This is a genomic window from Microbacterium sp. NPDC055683 (assembly GCF_053617895.1).
Genome location: NZ_JBSHGQ010000005.1, coordinates 87,344 through 108,445, shown reverse-complemented (window position 1 = coordinate 108,445; position 21,102 = coordinate 87,344). Strand labels below are relative to the sequence as shown.

Genomic DNA, 21,102 nt, shown 5'->3' with positions numbered 1-21,102 from the left:
GCGGTCGGAAGAGGGGCGGGCGCTCAGTCGCCGAGGTAGCCGTCGACCTTCGCGGACGTCTCGGAGAGCAGCTGCGCGACATCGCCGCCCTGCATGATCTGCGTCGTCATCGAGTCGGTCTCGGCCGTGATGTCGGTCACGGTCGTCGAGATGCCCGTGGCGTAGTAGTGCGCCTGGTCGGAGAAGCCCGAGAGCGTGGCCACGATCGGATCGAAGAACTCGTCCTCCGTCACATCGGTGCGGTTCGGCGGGTAGTACGACTTCGTCCACTCCACCTGGTTCTCGTGCGAGTTCCACCAGTCGAAGAACGCGTAGATGCCGGCGGTCTCCTCGTCGGTGTCGTTCATGCTCGTCGCGTACCAGTAGTTCGCGACGCCCGCCACCCAGTCTCCGGGCCACTGGAAGATGCCCGGCGTGACGCCGAAGCTCTCCGCCGAGGTGATCTCCCACGGCCCGTTGAGGATGAGCGCCGCGCGGCCGGAGCCGAACAGCTCCATGGCGTCGGTCGAGGTCATCCCCGTCGGGCTGATGTGGTCGTCGACGAACGCCGACTGCCACTTCTCGAGCGTCTCGACGTTCTCCGGGGAGTCGAGGTGGTTGACGCCGTCGGTGATGAAGTCGCCGCCGCCGGAGTGCAGCAGCGTCGAGAGCACGCCCGCGTCCTGGTCGGGCAGGGCGAAGCCGTACTGCTCGGGCTCGCCGTCGCCGTTCTCGTCGATCGTCAGCTTCTTCGCGAGCTCGATCAGCTCGTCGATGGTGGTGGGGAAGTCGGCGTCGGTCAGGCCGGCGGCCTCCCATAGATCGGCGTTGTAGTAGACGGCGAAGGCCGTCGTCCCCATGGGGTTGCCGTACAGCTCGCCGTCGAAGTCCACCTGGTCGAGGAGCTGCGGGTAGAACACGTCGGTGTTCTCGTACGAGTCGTCGTCGTAGTACGCCTGGATGGACTGGAACGCGCCCTGCTCGGCGTAGCCGAGCCCGGTGTCGACGCCCTGGACGACGAGGTTGGGGCCGTTCTTCGCGCTGAGCGACGAGACGAGCTTCTCCGAGATGCTCGTCCAGGCGATGGCCTCCGTCGAGATGTGCCACTCGTCCTGCGAGTCGTTGAAGCCGTCGACGATGCTCTGCAGCACCTCGCCGTCGGCCTCGGTGTAGCCGTGCCACATGGTGAGCTCGGTCGCGCCCGACTCGTTCGTCGTCGCGCCTCCGCTCGCGCCGCCGCCGCAGCCGGCGAGGGCGAGCGGCACGGTGGCCGCGAGGGCGACGGCAGCTGTGAGCCTGACCCTTCGGTGCATGGGATCCTCCTTGATCGCGTGCAGTCGTCCTGGAGTCGACGGTGTTCCGCCAGGATTCCTACATCGTTGTAGATGCCTACCGGAAGTGAAGATACATCGATGTAGAACGACCCGCAAGGCCCGTCCTCCGATAGATCAGCCCAGGGTCGTCGACGCCCGGTCGATGACGCGGTGCGGCGCCGTCACGAGCCGCGGAGAGCTCGCCGTCCCTCCGGCGATCCGCTCGCGCAGCAGGCGCACGGCCGTGTCGGCGATGAACTCCCGTCCCGGATCGACCGAGCTCATGGTCGGTCGCGCGTACCGCGTCTCCTCGATGTCGTCGAACCCGATGAGCAGGACGTCGCGGGGGATCTCGTAGCCGCGCAGCTGGAGCTCGTGCATCGCGCCGAGGCCGAGGGCGTCGTTGAACGCCACGACCGCGTCCGGCACGACGCCGCGGTCGAGTACCGACGCCATGGCGGCGGCGCCCGAGGGGCGGTGCCAGAGCTGCGTCGCCCCGTGCAGGCGGGGATCGTCGGGGATGCCGGCCTCTGCGAGAGCTGCGCGGTACCCCGCGAAGCGCAGGGCCGCCGAGCCCATCGCCTCGCCGGGATGGACGCCGATGGCCGCGATCCTGCGGCGGCCGAGTGCGATGAGGCGCGCCGTGGCGGCGCGGGCGCCCTCGATGTTGTCCATCGTGACGTGGTCGAACCGCGGGCTGAACACGCGCTCGCCGAGCAGCACGATCGGCGCGCCGTCGGGGATGAGGGGCTCGTCCTCCGGCGTCATCCCCAGCGGGCTGAAGAGGAGGCCGTCGGTCGACGACCTCCAGGTGCTCGTGAGGACGGCCAGCTCCTCGTCGCGATCGCCGCGGGTCCGCTCGATGACGACGGTGAGGCCGGCTCGATGACCCGCGTCCATGACGGAGTCGGCGAGCTCGGCGAAGTAGGGCAGCGAGAGCTCGGGCAGGGCGAGCCCGATCACGCCGGTGCTGCCGCGCCTCAAGTTGCGTGCGGTGACGTTCACCTCGTAGGAGAGCTGCGCGATCGCGGTCTCGACCCGCTCGCGCGTGGCGACCTTGATGTACGGGTAGCCGTTGATGACGTTGGAGACCGTCTTCACGGACACCCCGGCGAGCTCGGCGACGTCGCGCATGGTGGCTGGCATGGGACCCCCTGTCGGCGCGCATCGACGGCGATGCGCTTCTACAACGATATAGAACCATCTTGACGTTGACGGCGCACCTGGGTACCGTGCCTCTGGTACAACGATGTAAAGGATGCCTCATGCGCTGGTACGACGACGGCCGCCTGCATTTCGGTCTGGGGATCGAGGACACCTTCATCCCCCAGTCCGGTCCGGGCGAGCGCGCGCTCGACGAGTACGCGCTGACCGAGCACTACGACCGCTGGCATGACGACCTCGGGCTCGCCGCGGGCGTCGGAGCGGAGTTCCTGCGGTGGGGCGTGCCCTGGCATGTCGTCAACCCCGAGCCCGGAGTGTGGGAGTGGTCGTGGGTCGATGCCGTCATCGCCCGCTTCGGCGAGGTGGGCGTGCGCCCCGTCATCGACCTGCTCCACTACGGGACGCCGCTGTGGATCGAGCGCGAGTTCGCCCACCCCGACTTCCCGCGGCATTTCGCCGACTTCGCGGTGCGCACGGCCGAGCGCTATGCCGACACGGTCGTCGACTACACGCCCGTCAACGAGCCGATGATCCACGCGCGGTTCTGCGGAGAGGCGGCCTACTGGCCGCCGAAGCTGTCCGGCGAAGACGGGTACAACCGCATCTCGCTCGCGCTCGCCGAGGGGTTCGTGCGCGCACAGCGCGGTATCGCCGAGGTGCTCGGCGATCGCGCGACCTTCGTGCACGTCGACGCCTCCCTCCTCTTCTCGGGGGATGTCGACGGCGGGCACCGCGAGCTCGTCGCGCTCCAGCGCGCCCAGTCGTTCCTCACGGAGGACCTCGTCACGGGGGCCGTCGACGACGGCCATCCGCTGAACGCGAGCCTGCGGGCGTCGGGAGCCGACGACGCCCTGCTCGCCTGGTTCCGCGACAACGCCGTGCGGCCCGACGTCATGGGCGTCAACTACTACCCGCGCCACTCGACGCAGCTCATGGAGGAGGGCGTCGTGCACGTCGGCGGCTTCGTCGACCCGTGGCCCACGGCCGATCGCGGCGTCGAGGGGCTCGAAGAGCTCATCCGCACCTACGCCGATCGCTACGGCGCCCCCGTCATACTCACCGAGACGTGCGTGACGGACGCTCCCGACGTGCGCGTCGCGTGGCTCGACGCCTCCGTCGCCGCGGTGCGCCGGCTGCGCGACGAGGGCGTGCCGGTCGTGGGCTACACGTGGTGGCCGCTTTTCGACATGTACGAATGGACCTACCGCCACGCCGAGACGTCCCGCGAGGCGTCGCTCCTCACGATGGGGCTCTACGACCTCGTCGAGACGCCGGGCGGTCTGGACCGCCGGGCGAACCCCGTCGCCGACCGATTCCGCTTCCACGCAGGAGACCCCGCATGACCTACGACTCCTACCTCTTCGTCCACTTCACGGGAGAGGACCGCGACGGCGCGGAGCAGGTGCACTTCGCGGTGAGCCGCGGAGCGTCGCTGACCGAGTGGGATCTCGTCAACGACGGCGAGCCGGTGCTCGTCTCGCAGACCGGCACGGGCGGGGTGCGCGACCCGTTCCTGCTCCGCAGGCAGGACGGCACGTGGGTCATCCTCGCGACCGATCTCAAGGTGCACGGGATCGGCGACTTCCTCCGCGCGCAGGAGACGGGCAGCCGCGACATCCTGATCTGGGAGTCCGACGACCTCGTCGCCTGGGAGGGGCCGCGGGCCGTGACCGTCATGGACGAGCGGGCGGGCAACGTCTGGGCGCCCGAGTCGCTGTGGAGCGAGGAACTCGGCGTCTACCTCGTCTACTGGGCATCGAACCTCTACGAGCCCGGTCAGGATCGCGCCGTCGCGGGCAGCTACAACCGCATGATGCTCTCGACGACGACCGACTTCCGCACCTTCACCCCCGCGGAGGTCTGGATCGACGTGCGCCGCGGCGACGGCTACGGCACGATCGACTCCACCCTCGTGCGCGAGGGAGGCGTCTACCACCGCTTCACGAAGGACGAGCAGCCCGACACGATGCTCGTCTTCCAGGAGCGCAGCGTCGACCCGCTCGTGAGGACCGAGGGACGCATCGGCGCGGCGTGGGAGCTGCTGGCCGAGGGCATCGGCGGCGACGACATCTCCCACGGCGAGGGTCCCATCGTCGTGCGCGCGCTCGACGGACGGACCTGGCTGCTGCTCGTCGACTGGCCGCCCTACGGCGGGGGCACGGGCTACCGCGTCTTCGAGACCGACGACCTCGCCTCCGGCGCGTGGCGCCTGTCCGCCGACCAGCTGCCGCCGCGCCTGCGCCACGGATCGGTCGTCCCGATCACGGCGGACGAGCGGGCGAGGGTGACGGCGGCGTGGCCCGTGCGGCCGATGGGCGCCGAGGCGATCGCGTGAGCACCGTGCTCCATCGCGGCGAGGACGGGGAGCGGGGACCGCTTTACACCCGGATGACCCGGCTGACGAGCGGCGCCCTCCTCCTCACGGCCGAGATCTACCGGGAGCGCGGCCCATGGGGCGCGGTCTTCCCGATCTGGCGCAGCGACGACGGCGGGCGCAAGTGGGAGCTCGTCTCGGAGGTGGCGGACGTGCGCTTCCACGCCGGCAACCGATACCAGCCGATCGTGTACGAGCTTCCCGCCCCGTGGGCCGGGCGGCCGGCGGGGACGCTCCTCCTCGCGGGGAACGCGTTCCCCGCCGACGGCTCCGAGACGAACATCGTCCTCTACGAGAGCGCGGATGCGCGGACCTGGTCGTTCGTCTCCGTCGTCGACACCGGAGGTCCGGCGGAGTACGACTGGCGGCCGACGTCGGAGACGACGGCCGTGTGGGAGCCGTGTCTCGACCTCGTCGGCGCCTCGCTCGTCTGCTTCCTCGCCGACGAGCGGCGCAAGGCCGACGGGATGCTGCAGGTCATCACGCGGCGCGCGAGCGTCGACGGCGTGCACTGGTCGGATGCCGAGCTCGTCTCGGGCGTGGGCGACCGGTTCTCGCGCCCCGGCATGTTCGTCTCGACCGGGGAGATGCCCGACGGCCGCCGGCGTGCCGTGATCGAGGTCGTCGGACCGCGGGAGGTGCCGATCCACCTGCTGGAGTCTGCCGACGGGCTCGACTGGGGCGCCCCCGACGCGCTCGGCACGCGGCTCGTCGCGGACGACGGCACGGCGCCGTCGGGCACCCCCAACATCACGTGGCGGGTCGACGAGGAGGGACGGGTCGTCGTCATCGTGACCGGGCGCCTCGCGCTCGACGCGGCGGGCGAGCCCGTGGACCGCGGGCTCGTGCGCATCGACGACGGCCCGTGGCGCTCGTTCGCCCTGCCCGTCCCCGCCGTGCGCGCGCTCGACGAGGGCTCGGGCTACAGCCAGACCGTGCTGCAGAACGCGGATGGCGAGCTCGTTCAGGCGACGACCGTGCGGGGCGCCCGAGGGAGCCACGACATCGTCGTCGGAGTCGCCCCCAGCCCCTGGTGACGCCCTCGCCGCGCCCGGATCCGGGCGCGGAAGGGGCGGAAACGCGCCCGGCGGCATAGCGTTGAGGCATGGCATCAACCGAGTCGTCCGAAACGCCCGTCGCGGCGGAGGTCGAGAGCACCCCCGTCTTCGCCGATCTGGGGCTCGGCGACGCCGTCCTGCGCGCCCTGAAGGACGTCGGCTACGAGACGCCCTCGGCCATCCAGGCCCAGACCATCCCGCTTCTCCTCGGCGGGCGCGACGTCCTCGGCGTCGCGCAGACGGGCACGGGCAAGACCGCGGCGTTCGCGCTGCCCATCCTCGACCAGCTCGACACCTCGGCGAAGACGCCGCAGGCGCTCGTGCTCGCCCCGACGCGGGAGCTCGCCCTGCAGGTGTGCGAGGCGTTCGAGAAGTACGCGGCGCGCATGAAGGGCGTGCACGTGCTGCCCGTCTACGGCGGGCAGGGCTACGGCACGCAGCTGTCGGCTCTCCGCCGCGGGGTCAACATCGTCGTCGGGACGCCCGGCCGTGTCATGGACCACCTCGACAAGGGCACCCTCGACCTGTCGGATCTGAAGTTCCTCGTGCTCGACGAGGCCGACGAGATGCTCAAGATGGGCTTCGCGGAGGACGTCGAGACGATCCTCGCCGACACCCCCGACGACAAGCAGGTCGCGCTCTTCTCGGCGACGATGCCCGCGCAGATCCGCCGCATCTCGCAGCAGCACCTGCACGATCCCGAGGAGATCACGGTCAAGAGCAAGACGACCACCTCGGCCAACATCACGCAGCGGTATCTCATGGTGTCGTACCCGCAGAAGGTCGACGCGCTCACGCGCATCCTCGAGGTCGAGAACTTCGACGGGATGATCGTCTTCGTCCGCACGAAGAGCGAGACCGAGACGCTCGCCGAGAAGCTGCGGGCGCGCGGGTACACCGCCGCGGCCATCAGCGGCGACATCGCGCAGGCGCAGCGCGAGCGCACGGTCGAGCAGCTGAAGTCGGGGAGGCTCGACATCCTCGTCGCGACCGACGTCGCCGCGCGCGGCCTCGACGTCGAGCGCATCACGCACGTCGTGAACTACGACATCCCCATCGACACGGAGTCGTACGTCCACCGCATCGGCCGGACCGGCCGCGCCGGCCGCACGGGCGACGCGATCAGCTTCGTCACGCCGCGCGAGCGCCGGCTGCTGACCGCCATCGAGCGCGCGACGCGCCAGCCGCTCACGGAGATGCAGATCCCCACCGCCGAGGACGTCAACGTCACGCGCCTCAGCCGCTTCGACGACGCGATCACGGCCGCGCTGGCCGACCAGGAGCGGATCGCCGAGTTCCGCGACATCATCGCGCACTACGTCTCGCACCACGATGTCGTCGAGAGCGATGTCGCCGCTGCGCTCGCGATCGTGTCTCAGGGCGAGACGCCGCTGCTCCTGCCGCCTGACCCGCCGCGGCGCGAGCGCCCGGCGCGTGCGCCGCGCGAGGACCGCGACGACCGCGGCGACCGCGGGCCCCGTGAGGAGCGCGGGCCCCGCCCCGGCCTGTCGCCGTACCGCATCGAGGTCGGCAAACGGCAGCGTGTCGAGCCCCGCCAGATCGTCGGAGCACTCGCCAACGAGGGCGGGCTGCGCCGTGACGACTTCGGGCGCATCGACATCCGCCCCGACTTCTCGATCGTCGAGCTGCCGTCGGACCTCTCCCCGGAGACGCTCGACCGCCTCTCGGGCACCCGCATCAGCGGGCAGCTCATCGACATCAAGCCCGACTCGCGGCCGTTCCGCGCGACGGGCGGCCCGCGCGGCGGCGGCCGGTTCGACCGCGACGGCGGGCGCGGAGGCTTCCGCGACGACCGCGGAGGGCGCGGCGGGTTCCGCGACGACCGCGGCGGCGGTCGCGGGGGCTATCGAGGCGACCGGGATGGCGGCCGCGGCGACGCGCGCGACGGCGACCGGGGCGGCTACCGTGGCGACGACCGTCCGCCGCGCAAGCCCCGCCACTGACGGGAGCGCCGCGACGGGCGCATGTCGGCCATCCGTGATTCGATGAGCGGGATGGCCGACGACGCGCTCCGAGACGATGTCGCCGTGACGACGGCGGGCTGGGCGGGCTTCGCGGTCGGCACGATCGTCGGCACCGCCCTGCTGTGGGGCGTGGCGCGTCCTCTCGCGGGCGAGGGGTCGATCGGGGTGCCGGCCGCGGTCGTCGTGGCAGTGCTGGCGGGCGCCGCCTTCGCCGTGAGCACCGTGCGCCACCGCCACGCCGAGACCGTGCCGATGCCCGGATGGCAGAGGGCCGTGTCGAGGCTGTCCGACGTCTGCGTCGGCCTCGCCACGGCGGGCGTGAGCGCGCTCGGCGTGCTGTGTGCGGGCGAGGTGCTCGCCGCCGGGCTCGACGAGCTCGAGGTGCCCGCGGTCGGCGGCGGACTGCTGACGGGCATCGCCTCGGCGGCGGCGTGCTCCGGGGCCTACGCGCTCGGGATGCGGCTGCGCACGCGCGACCTCGTGTCGCTGCTCTTCGCGTTCGTCGTCGCCGGCACGCTGTTCTCGATGCTCACCGCGACCGACCCGCGGTGGTGGGAGCGCAACTTCTCGCAGCTCGGCGCCGGCCACAGCGCCTGGGCGTTCAACGGCACGCTCGTCATCGCCGGCCTGCTGCTCGCGACGCTGGGGTCGTACGTCGGCCGCGACCTGCACCGCCTCCTCGGCGATGAGGCGATCGGGCGCATCGGATGGGTCGTCGCGCTCTTCGCTCTCGCCGGCCTGGCGCTCGCGGGTGTCGGCGCCTTTCCCCTCCATCGCGCCGAGGTCGCGCACAACGTCTGCGCATTCGCCGCGCTCGGCCTCCTCGCCGTCGTCGCGGTCGCGACCACGGCGATCGTGCCCGGACGCCCCCGATCGCTCATCTGGACGACGGCCGGCGTCGCCGTCGGGCTCGCTGGCGCCGTCCTGCTGTGGCGTCCGTTCGCGATCTACTCGGCCACAGCGCTGGAGGCGGTCGCCGCGGGCCTCGCGCTGGTGTGGCTCTCGAGCCTGCTGCGCACGCTCGCGGCGCTCGCACCCGACGAGGCGAGGCCATCCGCCCGAGCACATCTGCGCGCGGGATGACGCACGGGGCATCGAGCGGATGGCCCGGCTACCGCCCCGGGTCAGACGACGCGTGCGGCGATGTCGGTGCGGTGCTGGGAGCCCTCGAGCCGGATGGCCGCGACGCCGCGGTACGCGCGCTCGCGCGCCTCGGCGAAATCGGCACCCGTCGCGACGACGTTCAGCACACGGCCGCCCGTCGCGACGAGACCACCATCCGCCTCCTTCGTCGCGGCGTGCGCGACGTGCACGCCGTCGATCGCGTCCGCCTCGTCGATGCCGTCGATGACGCGGCCCGTGACGGGCGCCTCGGGGTAGCCCTCGCTCGCGACGACGACCGTGACGGCCACGTCGGAGGAGAACCGCGGCGCGCCCTCGTCCTCGAGCGTGCCCGTCGCGGCGGCGAGGAGCAGGCGCGACAGCGGAGTCTCGAGGCGCGGCAGCACGACCTGCGTCTCGGGGTCGCCGAAGCGCGCGTTGAACTCGATCACGCGCACGCCGGCGTCGGTGAGGATGAGACCCGCGTAGAGCAGGCCGATGAACGGCGTGCCCTCGCGGTCGAGCTGCCGGACGACGGGCAGGGCGACCTCGTCGGTCACCTGCGCGACGAACGCCGCCTCGTCGCCGAAGCGCTCGGCGAGCCACGGCAGGGGCGAGTAGGCGCCCATGCCGCCGGTGTTGGGGCCGGCATCTCCGTCGAGTGCGCGCTTGAAGTCCTGTGCGGGGCTCAGCGCGCGCACGGTGTCGCCGTCGCTGAGGAAGAAGAGCGAGACCTCGGGTCCCGACAGGAACTCCTCGACGAGCACGGGGCCCGTGGGGAGGTACTCCGCGGCGTGGTCGAGGGCCGCCTGGCGGTCCGACGTGACGATGACGCCCTTGCCCGCGGCGAGCCCGTCGGCCTTGACGACGTGCGGTGCGCCGAACGCGTCGAGCGCCGCCGCGACCTCGTCGAGCGTCGCGGCGTTCGTCGCGCGGCCCGTCGGGACGCCCGCCTCCTCCATGATGCGCTTCGCGAACGCCTTCGAGCCCTCGAGCGCCGCGGCCGCACGGCCCGGGCCGAACACGGGGATGCCGTGGGCGCGGAGCACGTCGGCGACGCCCGCCACGAGCGGCGCCTCGGGTCCCACGACGACGAGGTTCACGCCGTGCGCGTTGGCGAACGACGTCACGGCGGCGCCGTCGAGCATGTCGACGTCGACGATCTCGGCGTCGCGCGCGATGCCCGCGTTGCCGGGCGCAGCCAGGAGCTCGTGACCGCCCTCCGAGCGCAGGGCGAGGATGATGGCGTGCTCGCGCGCGCCCGAGCCGAGGACGAGGATCTTCACGCCCCCGAGCCTACCGACGGGCCCGCCCGCGGGAAAACGCCTCCTGCGCGAGCGGCCGACTACCGTGGACAGGGCGGTGCACAGGCCGCCCGCACGACAGGAGGCTGGCGGATGGCCCGCAGGATCGACACGGGAGACGGCCGCGCGGCCATCGACGCGGCTCGCGCAGCGCTCGCCGCGGGGGAGAAGCCCGCGCGGACCGCGCTCGCGACGGCCGTCCGCTATCTCCTGCAGCTCCTCGAGGAGCGCGCGCCCGGAGGGAGCGTGGAGGTGCGGGTGCCGCCGTTCGGCGCCGTCCAGGTCATCGAAGGGCCGCGGCACACGCGCGGGACTCCGCCGAACGTCGTCGAGATCGAGCCAGCCGTCTGGATCGCGCTGGCCACGGGCGAGCGCGAGTGGGACGAGGAGCTCGCCGCCGGCCGCATCGCGGCGTCGGGGGTACGGGCGGACATCTCGCCGCTGCTCCCCGTGCTGTTCTGAGGCGGCGCATGGGAGACGGTTCCCAGGAACGCGGTGGGACAATAGAGGCCATGTCCGAGACCCCTGCACTGCGCACGGAAGTCGACGTCGCGAAGGTGCGCCGCGCTCCGAAGTACGGCGTCTTCGCCGCGCTCGGGGCCGCCGTCGGTCTCGTCGCGACGCTCATCCTCGCCACCGTGTTCGATGGCACGTCGGAGGCGAGCCCCTTCACCGAGGTGGTGTATTCGCCGTCGCAGGCGTTCGGCTTCATCCTCCTCTGGTGCGTGCCGGCGGGCATCCTGCTCGGCATGCTCGTCGCCCTCGTCCTGGACTGGACGATCGGCCGCCGCACGCGCGATGTGCGCGTCGCGCACGAGTCGGTCGACGAGGTCTGAATCCGGGCGCGTCGCGCGGCCGGTATCCTTGTCCAGTGGTCTTCGATCCCACCCCTGAATCCCCCCGCTCCTCTTACGCCGAAGCCGGCGTCGACACGGCTGCCGGCGATCTCGCCGTCGAGCTGATGAAGTCGTCGGTGCGTGCGACGCACGGCCCCGAGGTGCTCGGAGGCGTCGGCGGCTTCGCCGGCCTCTTCGACGCCGCCGCGCTGCGCGACTACCGCCGTCCGCTCCTCGCGACGAGCACCGACGGCGTGGGCACCAAGGTGGCCATCGCGCAGGCGATCGACAAGCACGACACGATCGGCCAGGATCTCGTCGGCATGGTCGTCGACGACATCGTCGTGGTCGGCGCCCGCCCGCTCTTCATGACCGACTACATCGCGTGCGGCAAGGTCTTCCCGCAGCGCATCGCCGACATCGTGCGCGGCATCGCCGACGCGTGCGCCGCGACGGGCACCGCGCTCGTCGGCGGAGAGACCGCGGAGCACCCCGGGCTCCTCGGCGTCGACGACTACGACGTCGCGGGTGCCGCGACGGGCGTCGTGGAGGCCGACCGCGTCCTGGGCGCCGAGCGCGTCCGCGACGGCGACGTCGTCCTCGCCCTCGCCTCGAGCGGGCTGCATTCGAACGGCTACTCGCTCGTGCGGCACATCCTCTCCGGTGCGGGCATCGGCTACGGCGACCGCTCCGACGACCTCGGCACGACGTGGGGCGAGGCGCTCCTCGAGCCCACTCGCCTCTACACGGCGCCGCTGCTGCGCCTCATCGACGCGCTGGGTGACGACGTCCACTCGCTCAGCCACGTGACGGGCGGCGGCATCGCCGCGAACCTCGCACGCGTGCTTCCGCAGGGTACCTGGGCCGAGGTCGACCGCTCGACGTGGTCGCCGTCGGCCGTGTTCCGCGTGCTGAGCGGCATCGCCGGCTCGTCGCTCGAGTCGAGCGAGGGCACCTGGAACCTCGGCATCGGGTTCCTCGCTGTCATCGCGCCCGAGCGCGTCGACGCGGCCGTCGCGGCCCTGGCGGCCGACGGCATCCACGCCTGGCAGGCGGGCACCGTGCACACGGGCGCCGCGCCGGCCGGGGAATTCGAGCAGGGCGCCAAGGGGGTCGACGGCGGCGCCGTCCGCCTCGTCGGCGCGTACGCGGACGGAGCGAAGTAACACCCCATGTGCGGCATCGTCGGAGTGGTCGGTCGCGGCCCCGTCAACCAGGACATCTACGACGCACTCCTCCTCCTGCAGCACCGCGGGCAGGACGCCACGGGCATCGCCACGGCGGAGCCGAACGGCGTCATGCACATGAGCAAGTCGCGCGGGATGGTCCGCGAGGGCTTCCGCACGCGCGACATGCGTGCGCTGCTCGGCAACGTCGGCCTCGGCCACGTGCGCTACGCGACGAAGGGCACCGCCTCGAGCGAGGAGGAGGCCCAGCCGTTCTACGTGAACGCGCCGTACGGGCTCATCCTCATCCACAACGGCAACCTCACGAACACCCGCGAGCTGACGCAGGACATGGCGCAGCGCGACCGGCGGCACCTCAACTCGTCGAGCGACACCGAGCTGCTGCTCAACGTGCTCGCGGGAGAGCTGCAGGCGACGACCTCGCCGGTCGACCTCGATCCCGAGCGCATCTTCGAGGCGGTCGCGCGCACGCACCGCCGCATCGAGGGCGCCTACGCGGTCATCTCGGTGATCGCCGGCTACGGCCTGCTCGCGTTCCGCGACCCGTTCGGCATCCGCCCCCTCATCCTGGGGCGCCGCACCGCCGAGGACGGCAAGGACGAATGGGTCGTCGCGAGCGAATCGCTCGTGCTCGAGAACGCCGACTACGAGGTCGTCCGCGACATCGAGCCGGGCGAGGCCGTGTTCATCACGGACGAGGGCGAGCTGTTCTCGAAGCAGTGCGCCGACGCCCCGCAGCTCTCGCCGTGCTCGTTCGAGTACGTCTACCTCGCCCGCCCCGACTCGATCATGAACGGCATCTCGGTGTACGAGGCGCGCCTGCGGATGGGCGCGAAGCTGGCCGCGACGATCGCGAAGCACGTGCCGCTCGACGAGATCGACGTCGTCATGCCCATCCCCGACTCGTCGCGACCCGCGGCCATGGAGGTCGCGCGCGTCCTCGGCATCGAGTACCGCGAGGGCTTCTACAAGAACCACTACATCGGCCGCACCTTCATCATGCCGGGGCAGGCGGTGCGCAAGAAGAGCGTGCGTCAGAAGCTCAACGCGATGTCGAGCGAGTTCCGCGGCAAGAACGTGCTGCTCATCGACGACTCCATCGTGCGCGGCACGACGAGCAAGCAGATCATCGAGATGGCCCGCGACGCCGGCGCCAAGTCGGTGACGTTCGCCTCGGCGGCCCCGCCCGTGCGCTACCCGCACGTGTACGGCATCAACATGCCCTCGAGCAAGGAGCTCATCGCCCACGGCCGCACGATCCCCGAGATCGCGGAGGCGCTCGGCTGCGACCACCTCGTCTACCAGGAGGTCGACGACCTGCGCGATGCCATCGTCGAGGGGGCGACGGGCGGCCAGGCCTTCGCCGACCTCGACATGAGCTGCTTCGACGGGCGCTACGTCACGGGCACCGTCAGCGAGGAGTACCTCGGCTGGGTGGAGCAGACGCAGGGATCCTAGTCCGCCGCGCGGCGCCCAGCGCATTTCGAGCTATATCGTGTTGACTCCCGCCATGGAACGGGATGCGCCCACGGTCGAGCCGACGCCCGAGACGACCGCCGATGTCGCCGTCTCCCCGATCGCGCGAGCGGGGCGCGCCACGCGCCGGCTCATCGCGCGCAACCGCGCCGTGGACGCGAGCTACCGTGTTGTGGTCGGGACGGTCGGCGGCGTGCTCACCGTCGGCGGCCTGCTGCTCGTGCCGCTTCCGGGCCCGGGGTGGCTCATCGTGTTCACCGGGCTCGCCGTGCTCGGCACCGAGTTCGGCTGGGCACGTCGGGCCGCGGGATGGCTGAAGCGCCGGCTCGAGCAGTTCTGGGCCTGGTGGAAGGCACGCCGCGCGCGGCGGCGCGTGTCGTAGAGTCTCGCTGGTGCGGTCGTCGTGCCGCCCGGCGACCCGATTCGCCGCCGCCCCGATCGAGAGCCCCCGCCATGACCCTCCGAGACGCCCACCAGGGCGACGCCGCGCGCATCGCCGAGATCTACAACCACGCCGTCGTGCACACGACCGCGATCTGGAACGACGAGGTCGTGTCGGTCGAGAACCGCGCCGCGTGGATCGCTCAGCGGCAGGGCGACGGGTTCCCCGTGATCGTCGCGGTCGACGACGCCGACGAGGCCGTCGGCTACGCGACCTACGGCCCGTGGCGACCGCACGACGGCTACCGGCACACCGTCGAGCACTCCGTGTACGTGCGCGGCGATCAGCGCGGTCGCGGTCTCGGGAGGACGCTCATGGAGGCGCTCATCGCGCGCGGCCGCGCTCAGGGCATGCACGTCATGATCGCCGCGGTCGACGCGTCGAACGCGGTGTCGATCGCGCTGCACGAGCGGCTCGGCTTCGAGAACACCGGCACGCTCCGCCAGGTGGGCGAGAAGTTCGGCGGATGGCTCGACCTCACGTTCCTGCAGCTCGTGCTCGACGACCGCGCGACGCCGGCCGGCTGAGCGGCGTCAGCGCCGCCATCCGGTGCTGTCGCGCGTGTAGACGAGGTGCGTGTGCACGCGATCATGCGCGGCCTGGAAGAAGCTCGCCCGCTCGGGGCGGATGGCCCACACCTGCCAGTCGGGGTCGACCTCGCCACCCGACGTCGGTCGGGCGAGCCAGTCGGCGGCGCACTCGGCGGGGGAGAGCGGGACGGCCCGCCCCGTCAGCTCGACCTGCCGCCCGAGTTCGCGCCAGAACACGTGCACGCCGACGGGGCGGTCCGCCTCGAGGTGGACGCCCTTCCGCGAGCTTCGCCGGCCGGCGAACTGCACTCCCCGCTCGTCGACGTCCTTCACGACCAGCGTGCGGCTCGCAGGGCCGCCGTCCGCGTCGACTGTGGTGAGCGTGAACGCGTGCGGGGCGCGCTCGCCCGATGCGATGGCGTCGTCGATCCACGCACGCAACAGGTCGAGAGGATCGCTCGGTATGGCGCCGATGTCGAAGGTCGGCAGGTCGTCGGGAAACGGCGGAAGAGCTCTCAGGCGCTCTCGTAGGTCGCTCATCCGACCAGAGTAGGCCGTCGCCCCGTCGCCCCGTCGCCCCGTCGCCCCGTCGCGCGAGCCAGCATCGCCTGACCTACCCCGGTAACCGCTTCCCGCGGTAGCATCGCGGTGCCGCTCTCGTCAGACGCGGCACCCCCATCCGCCCGCTCGCCGAGGAGTGCCATGCCCATCGCCGCAGACGACCCCCGACTGCGCCCGACGCACGTCGCCGCCGACACGCGCTACGACGACGTCCCCTTCCTCCGCGCCGGCGCGAGCGGCGTGCGCCTGCCGCGCATCTCGCTCGGCCTGTGGCAGAACTTCGGGCGCGATCGCTCGTTCGAGAGCCAGCGCGAGATCATCCTGCACGCGGTCGACCGGGGCGTCGTCCACATCGATCTCGCCAACAACTACGGCCCGCCGTACGGGGCTGCGGAGTCGACGTTCGGCGCCGTGATCGAGTCGGACCTGCGCCGCTACCGCGACGAGCTGTTCGTCGCGAGCAAGGCCGGCTACGACATGTGGCCGGGACCGTACGGCGACGGCGGCTCGCGCAAGTACCTCGTGAGCTCGCTCGACCAGACGCTCGCGCGCACGCACCTCGATTACGTCGACGTGTTCTACCACCACCGTCCCGATCCCGAGACGCCGCTGGAGGAGACCGTCGGCGCCCTCGCATCGATCGTGCGCAGCGGCAAGGCCCTCTACGTCGGGGTCTCCAACTACCCCGCGCCTCTCGTGCGCCGCGCGCACGAGCTGCTCGCCGCCGAGGGCGTGCGGCTGCTCGTGCACCAGCCCCGGTACTCGCTGTTCGACCGCACGCCGGAGGCCGAGCTGTTCCCGGCCCTGCGGGACCTGCAGGTGGGAAGCGCCGTGTTCTCGCCGCTCGCTCAGGGGCTGCTCACCGGCAAGTACCTCGACGGCACCGTCCCGCCGGGGTCGAGGGCCGCCGGCAGCTTCTTCCTGAACGAGTCGGCCATCACCGACGACTACCTGCGCCGCATCCGCGGCATCGACGGCGTCGCGAGGGAGGTCGGCCTCTCGATCCCGCAGCTCGCGATCGCCTGGGTGCTGCGCGACCCCGTCGTCACGACGGCCATCATCGGAGCGTCGCGTCCCAGCCAGATCGACGACGCCGTGGCGGCGAGCCGCGCCGAGCTGCCGGCAGACGCCGTGGCCGCGCTCGAGGAGTTCGCCGCCCTCTCGGGCGGCTCGGTGTAGCGGCGGCGGGGTGTAGCGGCGGGGTGTAGCGGCGGCGGCCGCTTCGCCAGTGCGGATGTGGGGTTCCGCCGCATCCGCCAGTGCGGATGTCGGGCGTTTCGGCTGTTTTGGCCGACATCCGCACTGGCGAAGCGCCGCCGCGCCGCCGACATCCGGGCTGGCGAAGCGCCGCGACGCCGCGACGAGCGCCGCCTACATCCGCACTGGCGAAGCGCTACGACGCGCTCACGCCGCTCACGCGCTCACGCCGCAGCGCCGCCACCGCTCACGCGCGCGGCGCCCCGACCGACTCCCGCCAGACGACGTGCTGCAGTCCCGTCGCGGGCTCCGGCACGGGCTCGCGGCGGATGGCCGCGACGAGCCGGCGCATCGCGTTCGCCCCGAGCGCCTCGCGGTCCTGCACCACGGTCGTGAGGGAGGGGACGAGGTAGGCGCTCTGGTCGGTGTCGTCCCACCCCGTGATGCTGAGATCGCCCGGCACCGACCATCCGCGCAGCACCGCGGCGCGCAGGGCCCCCGTCGCGACGAGGTCGTTGGCCGCGATGAGCGCGAACGGGGGCGTGCCGTCGGGCAGGCCGGCCACCGTCGCATGACCCGTCGCCGCGCTCCAGTCGCCCTCGATCACTCCGAGCGAGGTCGCACCGAGCCGTTCGACGGTCGCGAGGTACGCATCGCGGCGCGCGACGGCAGACGGGTAGGTCAGCGAGCCCGTGATGTGCAGGAAGCGGGTGTGCCCGAGCTCCGCAAGGTGCTCCATCATCTCGACGACAGGGCGCGCGTCGGTGAACTCGCCCGTCATGTGCATCTCCTCGTCGAACTCGCTGAGCGACAGCACGACGGTGTCCTCCGCCGTCGCCGACGGGGTGCGGATGGGCGTGAACGAGAGGATGCCCTCGTACTGGCGCGAGTCGACGAGCTCGCCGATGCGCACGCTGCGCGCATCGGGATCGCCGGGGACGTAGACGACCTCGACGACGTAGCCGGCCTCGGCGGCGGCATCGGTGACGCCGTGCAGCAGGTCCTGCGGATTGAGGGCCGAGACGGTCATGAGCACCGCCACGCGGCCCGTGCGCCGCGTGCGCATGGATCGCGCCGCGAGGTTCGGCCGGTAGCTGAGCTCCGCCGCGGCGCGCAGCACGCGCTCGCGAGTGGATTCCGAGATGCCGTCGCGCCCCGTGAACACGAACGACACGGTCGACTGCGACACCCCGGCCACGCGGGCCACATCGCGACTCGTCGCGCGCTTCTCCATGTGCACGCCCCCTCTCCGCACTCCGGTGCCGAGAAAGCGGTTGACGGCGGGGACTGCTGCCGCCATACTACCTAATACGTCTTAGTACTACGTATTAGTAATACGTAGGAACGGCACTCCACTGACATCGAGGAGGATGCGCAGAACCATGAGCATCGCTGAACTGCGGAGCATGTCGCATGCCCGCGAGCGCGGCAGACGGAGGACGGAGGAGGAGCGGAGGGCCGCGGCCCCCGACAACAGGGCGGCGCTCGTCTTCCTCGCCCCGTTCATTCTGGGTGCGGCCGTGCTCACGCTCGGGCCGATCCTGATGTCGCTCTACCTCTCGTTCACCGACTACAACCTGCTGCAGGACCCGAACTGGGTCGGCCTCGAGAACTACGCGCGGATGGCCGGCGACAGCCGCCTGCACCAGTCGCTGCTCGTGACGTTCCTCTACGTCCTCATCGGCGTCCCGCTGCAGCTCATCGTCGCGCTCGGCCTCGCCATCCTGCTCGACAAGGGGATGCGCGGCCTCGGCTTCTACCGTTCGGCGTTCTACCTGCCGAGCCTGCTCGGCGCCTCCGTCGCGATCGCGATGCTGTGGCGTCTCATCTTCGGCGCGGAGGGGCTGCTCAACACGCTGCTCGGCGCGATCGGCATCGAGTCGTCGACGAGCTGGATCGGGAGCCCCGAGACCTCGCTGTCCACGATCATCCTGCTGCACGTGTGGATGTTCGGGTCGCCCATGGTGATCTTCCTCGCCGGTCTACGGCAGATCCCGGCGGAGCTGTACGAGGCGGCGGCGACCGACGGCGCGCCCGCCTGGTGGCGGTTCCGCGCCATCACCCTGCCGTTGCTCACGCCCATCATCTTCTTCAACCTCGTGCTCGCGGTGATCAACTCCTTCTCCGCGTTCACGCAGGCGTTCATCGTGTCGGGCGGCACGGGCGGCCCCGCCGACTCGCTGCTCTTCTACACGCTGTACCTCTACCAGGAGGGCTTCGGCTCCTTCCGGATGGGCTACGCCTCGGCGCTCGCCTGGCTGCTCCTCATCATCATCGGCGTGCTGACCGCCGTGAACTTCTGGCTCTCGAAGTACTGGGTGCACTATGACGACTGAGAACATCACCACGCGAACCATCGTCACCCCGAAGGGGCGCCGCGGGAGGTCCGCGCGGCCCTACCGGCAGCCCAGTCGATCCCGCTGGGGAACGGCCGCCCGCCACGCCGTCATGATCGTCATGGTCGTCGTCTCGCTCTACCCCGTGCTGTGGATGGTCGTGTCATCGCTCCGCCCGGAGGGGGCGATCTTCTCGAACCCGTCGCTCCTGCTCACGACGTTCGAGTGGGAGAACTACACCTACGGATGGACCGCGCTCGGCACGCCGTTCGGGCAGTACCTGCTGAACTCCGGCGTCATCGTGCTCGGCTCGATCATCGGCAACCTGCTGAGCTGCTCGCTGGCGGCCTACGCGTTCGCGCGGCTGCGGTTCCGCTTCCAGCGGCCGGCGTTCGCGTACATGCTCGTGACGCTGATGCTGCCCATCCACGTCGTGATCGTGCCCCAGTACATCCTCTGGGCGCAGCTCGGCCTGAACGACTCGTTCTGGCCGCTCATCGTGCCGAAGTTCCTCGCCACCGACGCGTTCTTCATCTTCCTCATGGTGCAGTTCATCCGCGGCCTGCCGAAGGAGCTCGACGAGGCGGCCCGCATCGACGGGGCCGGGCACGGCCGCATCTTCTTCCAGATCCTGCTGCCCCTCATGATGCCGGCGCTCGCGACGACGACGATCTTCACCTTCATCTGGGTGTGGAACGACTTCTTCTCGCAGCTCATCTTCCTCACGAGCCCCGCCAACTACACGGTGCCGATCGCGCTGCGGTCGTTCATCGACGCGCAGTCGTCCTCGTCGTTCGGCGCCATGTTCGCGATGAGCGTCGTGTCGATCATCCCGCTCGTCCTCATCTTCGCCTTCGGGCAGAAGTTCCTCATCAAGGGCATCGCCACCACAGGGCTCAAGTAGGCCCTTTCCATCACAAGGAGAATCATGAAGCGCACCACCCTTCGCGCCGGAGCCGGCATCGTCGCCGCCTCGCTCGCGGTCGGGCTCGCGGGTTGCGGGCTCGGCACGGGAGCGGCCGGCGACGCCTCCACCGAGCTCAGCGACGAGCCCGTCACCCTCCGCATGTACTGGTGGGGCGGCGACGCCCGCCACCAGCGCACGCAGGAGGTCATCGACCTCTTCGAGGAGGAGTACCCGAACATCACGGTCGAGCCCGAGTTCGCCGACTGGGGCGGGTACTGGGAGAAGCTCGCCACGGCGACGGCCGGCAAGAACTCCCCCGACGTCGTCCAGATGGACCTGCTCTACCTCGCCGAGTACGCGGGGCGCGGGTCGCTCGTCGAGCTCGGCGACTACGACATCGACACCTCAGGCATGGAGGACAGCGTGCGCGACATGGGCGCGTGGGACGACGGCCTCTACGCCGTGCCGATCTCGACCTCGAGCATGACGGTCGCCGTCAATACCGACCTCCTCGACGAGATCGGCGTGCCGCTGCCCGACACCGACGGCTGGACCTACGACGAGTACGAGGCCTGGGCGCAGCAGGTGACGCAGGCGGCACCCGCCGGCGTCTACGGCGGGTCGATCATGCAGAACGGGCACATGCTCAACCTCTTCGCGCGCCAGCACGGCGACCAGCTGTTCGACGGCACCGAGGTCTCCATCGACCCCGCGACCCTCGAGGCCTACTTCCAGGAGGCCCTCGACTGGACGAAGAGCGGCGCCGCGGCGCCCGCCTCGGTGTTCGCGGAGACGTCGAGCCTGGCTCTCGACCAGCTGCCCATCTCGACCGGCAAGGTCGTGTCGTCGTTCATCTACGCGACGCAGGTCTCCGCGTACTCGCAGGCGTCGGGTGCCAACATCGAGCTCGTCGAGCTCCCCACGATCCCCGACGGCGTGGAGACGTACGACTACTTCAAGCCGGGGATGTACTGGTCGATCTCGTCGCAGTCGGAGCACCCCGCGGAGGCCGCGGCCCTCATCGACTTCTTCCTCAACGACCCCGAGGCGGTGAAGATCCTCGGCACGGAGCGGGGCCTTCCCGCGCTGTCGAGCACGCTCGACATCATCGCCGACGACCTCACGCCGGAGGAGGTCAAGGCGGTGGAGTACTCCGAGAGCGAGCTGCCGCGTCTGGGCGACGCCCCCGCGCCCCTCCCGAGCGGCTCGTCCGACCAGGATGCCCTGCTGCTGCGCTACATGCAGGAGGTCCTCTTCGAGCGCACCACGCCCGCCGACGCCGCAGAGGGCTACATCGCCGATCTGCAGGCGTCGATCGACGCGGCCAACTGACGACCCGGCGGCCCCGGCAC

General features: G+C 71.2%; 20 protein-coding genes. 15 read left to right on the top strand and 5 right to left on the bottom strand.

Features of this window, described 5'->3' with window-relative positions; translation table 11 throughout:
* Window positions 1-23: 23 nt before the first annotated feature.
* Entirely contained in the window at window positions 24-1,292 is a 1,269-nt protein-coding gene (locus tag ACWGPF_RS03775; RefSeq protein WP_452331551.1) for an extracellular solute-binding protein, read from the bottom strand.
* A gap of 135 nt (window positions 1,293-1,427) precedes the next feature.
* Window positions 1,428-2,438, bottom strand: coding sequence for a LacI family DNA-binding transcriptional regulator (locus ACWGPF_RS03770; RefSeq protein ID WP_452331550.1), 1,011 nt, complete (start codon window positions 2,436-2,438; stop codon window positions 1,428-1,430).
* A gap of 119 nt (window positions 2,439-2,557) precedes the next feature.
* Between ACWGPF_RS03770 and ACWGPF_RS03765 the strand changes: the two genes are divergently transcribed.
* The 5 genes from ACWGPF_RS03765 (at window position 2,558) to ACWGPF_RS03745 (ending at window position 8,956) form a co-directional block, all read left to right on the top strand.
* Complete coding sequence (locus ACWGPF_RS03765) at window positions 2,558-3,799, top strand: family 1 glycosylhydrolase (protein ID WP_452331549.1); 1,242 nt, start codon at window positions 2,558-2,560, stop codon at window positions 3,797-3,799.
* Window positions 3,796-4,791 (top strand): glycoside hydrolase family 43 protein, encoded by a 996-nt coding sequence (locus ACWGPF_RS03760; protein ID WP_452331548.1) that lies wholly within the window; start codon window positions 3,796-3,798, stop codon window positions 4,789-4,791. Before ACWGPF_RS03765 ends, ACWGPF_RS03760 begins: the two co-directional genes overlap by 4 nt.
* A complete protein-coding gene (locus ACWGPF_RS03755; protein ID WP_452331547.1) occupies window positions 4,788-5,867 on the top strand; it encodes a hypothetical protein in 1,080 nt (359 codons plus the stop codon). Before ACWGPF_RS03760 ends, ACWGPF_RS03755 begins: the two co-directional genes overlap by 4 nt.
* Before the next feature lie 68 nt (window positions 5,868-5,935).
* Complete coding sequence (locus ACWGPF_RS03750) at window positions 5,936-7,852, top strand: DEAD/DEAH box helicase (RefSeq protein WP_452331546.1); 1,917 nt, start codon at window positions 5,936-5,938, stop codon at window positions 7,850-7,852.
* 51 nt (window positions 7,853-7,903) lie between these two features.
* Window positions 7,904-8,956 carry a DUF998 domain-containing protein gene (locus tag ACWGPF_RS03745; protein WP_452331545.1) on the top strand — a complete coding sequence of 351 codons (1,053 nt, stop codon included), beginning with the start codon at window positions 7,904-7,906 and terminating at the stop codon, window positions 8,954-8,956.
* Between the two features lie 41 nt (window positions 8,957-8,997).
* Here the strand turns inward: ACWGPF_RS03745 and purD are convergent, their stop codons facing one another.
* Window positions 8,998-10,260, bottom strand: a complete 1,263-nt coding sequence (gene purD, locus ACWGPF_RS03740; protein ID WP_452331544.1) for a phosphoribosylamine--glycine ligase — start codon at window positions 10,258-10,260, stop codon at window positions 8,998-9,000.
* Window positions 10,261-10,371: 111 nt separating this feature from the next.
* On the opposite strand from purD, the gene ACWGPF_RS03735 reads away from it, so the two are divergent.
* The 6 genes from ACWGPF_RS03735 to ACWGPF_RS03710 all read left to right on the top strand — a co-directional run bounded on the left by ACWGPF_RS03735 (window position 10,372) and on the right by ACWGPF_RS03710 (window position 14,746).
* Window positions 10,372-10,740 carry a sterol carrier family protein gene (locus tag ACWGPF_RS03735; RefSeq protein ID WP_452331543.1) on the top strand — a complete coding sequence of 123 codons (369 nt, stop codon included), beginning with the start codon at window positions 10,372-10,374 and terminating at the stop codon, window positions 10,738-10,740.
* 50 nt (window positions 10,741-10,790) lie between these two features.
* Window positions 10,791-11,114 (top strand): potassium transporter Trk, encoded by a 324-nt coding sequence (locus ACWGPF_RS03730; RefSeq protein WP_452331542.1) that lies wholly within the window; start codon window positions 10,791-10,793, stop codon window positions 11,112-11,114.
* 35 nt (window positions 11,115-11,149) lie between these two features.
* Window positions 11,150-12,280, top strand: coding sequence for a phosphoribosylformylglycinamidine cyclo-ligase (purM, locus tag ACWGPF_RS03725; RefSeq protein ID WP_452331541.1), 1,131 nt, complete (start codon window positions 11,150-11,152; stop codon window positions 12,278-12,280).
* A gap of 6 nt (window positions 12,281-12,286) precedes the next feature.
* Entirely contained in the window at window positions 12,287-13,759 is a 1,473-nt protein-coding gene (gene purF, locus ACWGPF_RS03720; RefSeq protein WP_345437074.1) for an amidophosphoribosyltransferase, read from the top strand.
* Window positions 13,760-13,811: 52 nt separating this feature from the next.
* On the top strand, window positions 13,812-14,159 hold the full coding sequence (locus tag ACWGPF_RS03715; protein ID WP_452331540.1) for a TIGR02611 family protein: 348 nt from the start codon (window positions 13,812-13,814) through the stop codon (window positions 14,157-14,159).
* 71 nt (window positions 14,160-14,230) lie between these two features.
* Window positions 14,231-14,746, top strand: a complete 516-nt coding sequence (locus ACWGPF_RS03710) for an N-acetyltransferase family protein (RefSeq protein WP_452331539.1) — start codon at window positions 14,231-14,233, stop codon at window positions 14,744-14,746.
* 6 nt (window positions 14,747-14,752) lie between these two features.
* On the opposite strand, the gene ACWGPF_RS03705 is transcribed toward ACWGPF_RS03710, so the two are convergent.
* On the bottom strand, window positions 14,753-15,289 hold the full coding sequence (locus ACWGPF_RS03705) for a pyridoxine/pyridoxamine 5'-phosphate oxidase (RefSeq protein WP_452331538.1): 537 nt from the start codon (window positions 15,287-15,289) through the stop codon (window positions 14,753-14,755).
* Between the two features lie 162 nt (window positions 15,290-15,451).
* On the opposite strand from ACWGPF_RS03705, the gene ACWGPF_RS03700 reads away from it, so the two are divergent.
* Window positions 15,452-16,489, top strand: a complete 1,038-nt coding sequence (locus tag ACWGPF_RS03700) for an aldo/keto reductase (protein ID WP_452331537.1) — start codon at window positions 15,452-15,454, stop codon at window positions 16,487-16,489.
* Between the two features lie 265 nt (window positions 16,490-16,754).
* On the opposite strand, the gene ACWGPF_RS03695 is transcribed toward ACWGPF_RS03700, so the two are convergent.
* Entirely contained in the window at window positions 16,755-17,741 is a 987-nt protein-coding gene (locus ACWGPF_RS03695; RefSeq protein ID WP_452331536.1) for a LacI family DNA-binding transcriptional regulator, read from the bottom strand.
* Window positions 17,742-17,889: 148 nt separating this feature from the next.
* Between ACWGPF_RS03695 and ACWGPF_RS03690 the strand changes: the two genes are divergently transcribed.
* Genes ACWGPF_RS03690 through ACWGPF_RS03680 form a run of 3 tightly spaced genes read left to right on the top strand, consistent with a single transcriptional unit; the run spans window position 17,890 to window position 21,082 of the window.
* Entirely contained in the window at window positions 17,890-18,843 is a 954-nt protein-coding gene (locus ACWGPF_RS03690; protein ID WP_452331535.1) for a carbohydrate ABC transporter permease, read from the top strand.
* Window positions 18,833-19,747 carry a carbohydrate ABC transporter permease gene (locus tag ACWGPF_RS03685; protein ID WP_452331534.1) on the top strand — a complete coding sequence of 305 codons (915 nt, stop codon included), beginning with the start codon at window positions 18,833-18,835 and terminating at the stop codon, window positions 19,745-19,747. Before ACWGPF_RS03690 ends, ACWGPF_RS03685 begins: the two co-directional genes overlap by 11 nt.
* Window positions 19,748-19,771: 24 nt before the next feature.
* Entirely contained in the window at window positions 19,772-21,082 is a 1,311-nt protein-coding gene (locus ACWGPF_RS03680) for an ABC transporter substrate-binding protein (RefSeq protein WP_452331533.1), read from the top strand.
* Window positions 21,083-21,102: the final 20 nt, after the last annotated feature.

Coding starts and splice junctions, on each gene's coding strand:
- ACWGPF_RS03775 (WP_452331551.1), bottom strand. CDS start 1,292: ATGCACCGAAGGGTCAGGCTCACAGCTGCCGTCGCCCTCGCGGCCACC.
- ACWGPF_RS03770 (WP_452331550.1), bottom strand. CDS start 2,438: ATGCCAGCCACCATGCGCGACGTCGCCGAGCTCGCCGGGGTGTCCGTG.
- ACWGPF_RS03765 (WP_452331549.1), top strand. CDS start 2,558: ATGCGCTGGTACGACGACGGCCGCCTGCATTTCGGTCTGGGGATCGAG.
- ACWGPF_RS03760 (WP_452331548.1), top strand. CDS start 3,796: ATGACCTACGACTCCTACCTCTTCGTCCACTTCACGGGAGAGGACCGC.
- ACWGPF_RS03750 (WP_452331546.1), top strand. CDS start 5,936: ATGGCATCAACCGAGTCGTCCGAAACGCCCGTCGCGGCGGAGGTCGAG.
- ACWGPF_RS03745 (WP_452331545.1), top strand. CDS start 7,904: ATGGCCGACGACGCGCTCCGAGACGATGTCGCCGTGACGACGGCGGGC.
- ACWGPF_RS03735 (WP_452331543.1), top strand. CDS start 10,372: ATGGCCCGCAGGATCGACACGGGAGACGGCCGCGCGGCCATCGACGCG.
- ACWGPF_RS03730 (WP_452331542.1), top strand. CDS start 10,791: ATGTCCGAGACCCCTGCACTGCGCACGGAAGTCGACGTCGCGAAGGTG.
- purF (WP_345437074.1), top strand. CDS start 12,287: ATGTGCGGCATCGTCGGAGTGGTCGGTCGCGGCCCCGTCAACCAGGAC.
- ACWGPF_RS03715 (WP_452331540.1), top strand. CDS start 13,812: ATGGAACGGGATGCGCCCACGGTCGAGCCGACGCCCGAGACGACCGCC.
- ACWGPF_RS03710 (WP_452331539.1), top strand. CDS start 14,231: ATGACCCTCCGAGACGCCCACCAGGGCGACGCCGCGCGCATCGCCGAG.
- ACWGPF_RS03705 (WP_452331538.1), bottom strand. CDS start 15,289: ATGAGCGACCTACGAGAGCGCCTGAGAGCTCTTCCGCCGTTTCCCGAC.
- ACWGPF_RS03700 (WP_452331537.1), top strand. CDS start 15,452: ATGCCCATCGCCGCAGACGACCCCCGACTGCGCCCGACGCACGTCGCC.
- ACWGPF_RS03695 (WP_452331536.1), bottom strand. CDS start 17,741: ATGGAGAAGCGCGCGACGAGTCGCGATGTGGCCCGCGTGGCCGGGGTG.
- ACWGPF_RS03690 (WP_452331535.1), top strand. CDS start 17,890: ATGAGCATCGCTGAACTGCGGAGCATGTCGCATGCCCGCGAGCGCGGC.
- ACWGPF_RS03685 (WP_452331534.1), top strand. CDS start 18,833: ATGACGACTGAGAACATCACCACGCGAACCATCGTCACCCCGAAGGGG.
- ACWGPF_RS03680 (WP_452331533.1), top strand. CDS start 19,772: ATGAAGCGCACCACCCTTCGCGCCGGAGCCGGCATCGTCGCCGCCTCG.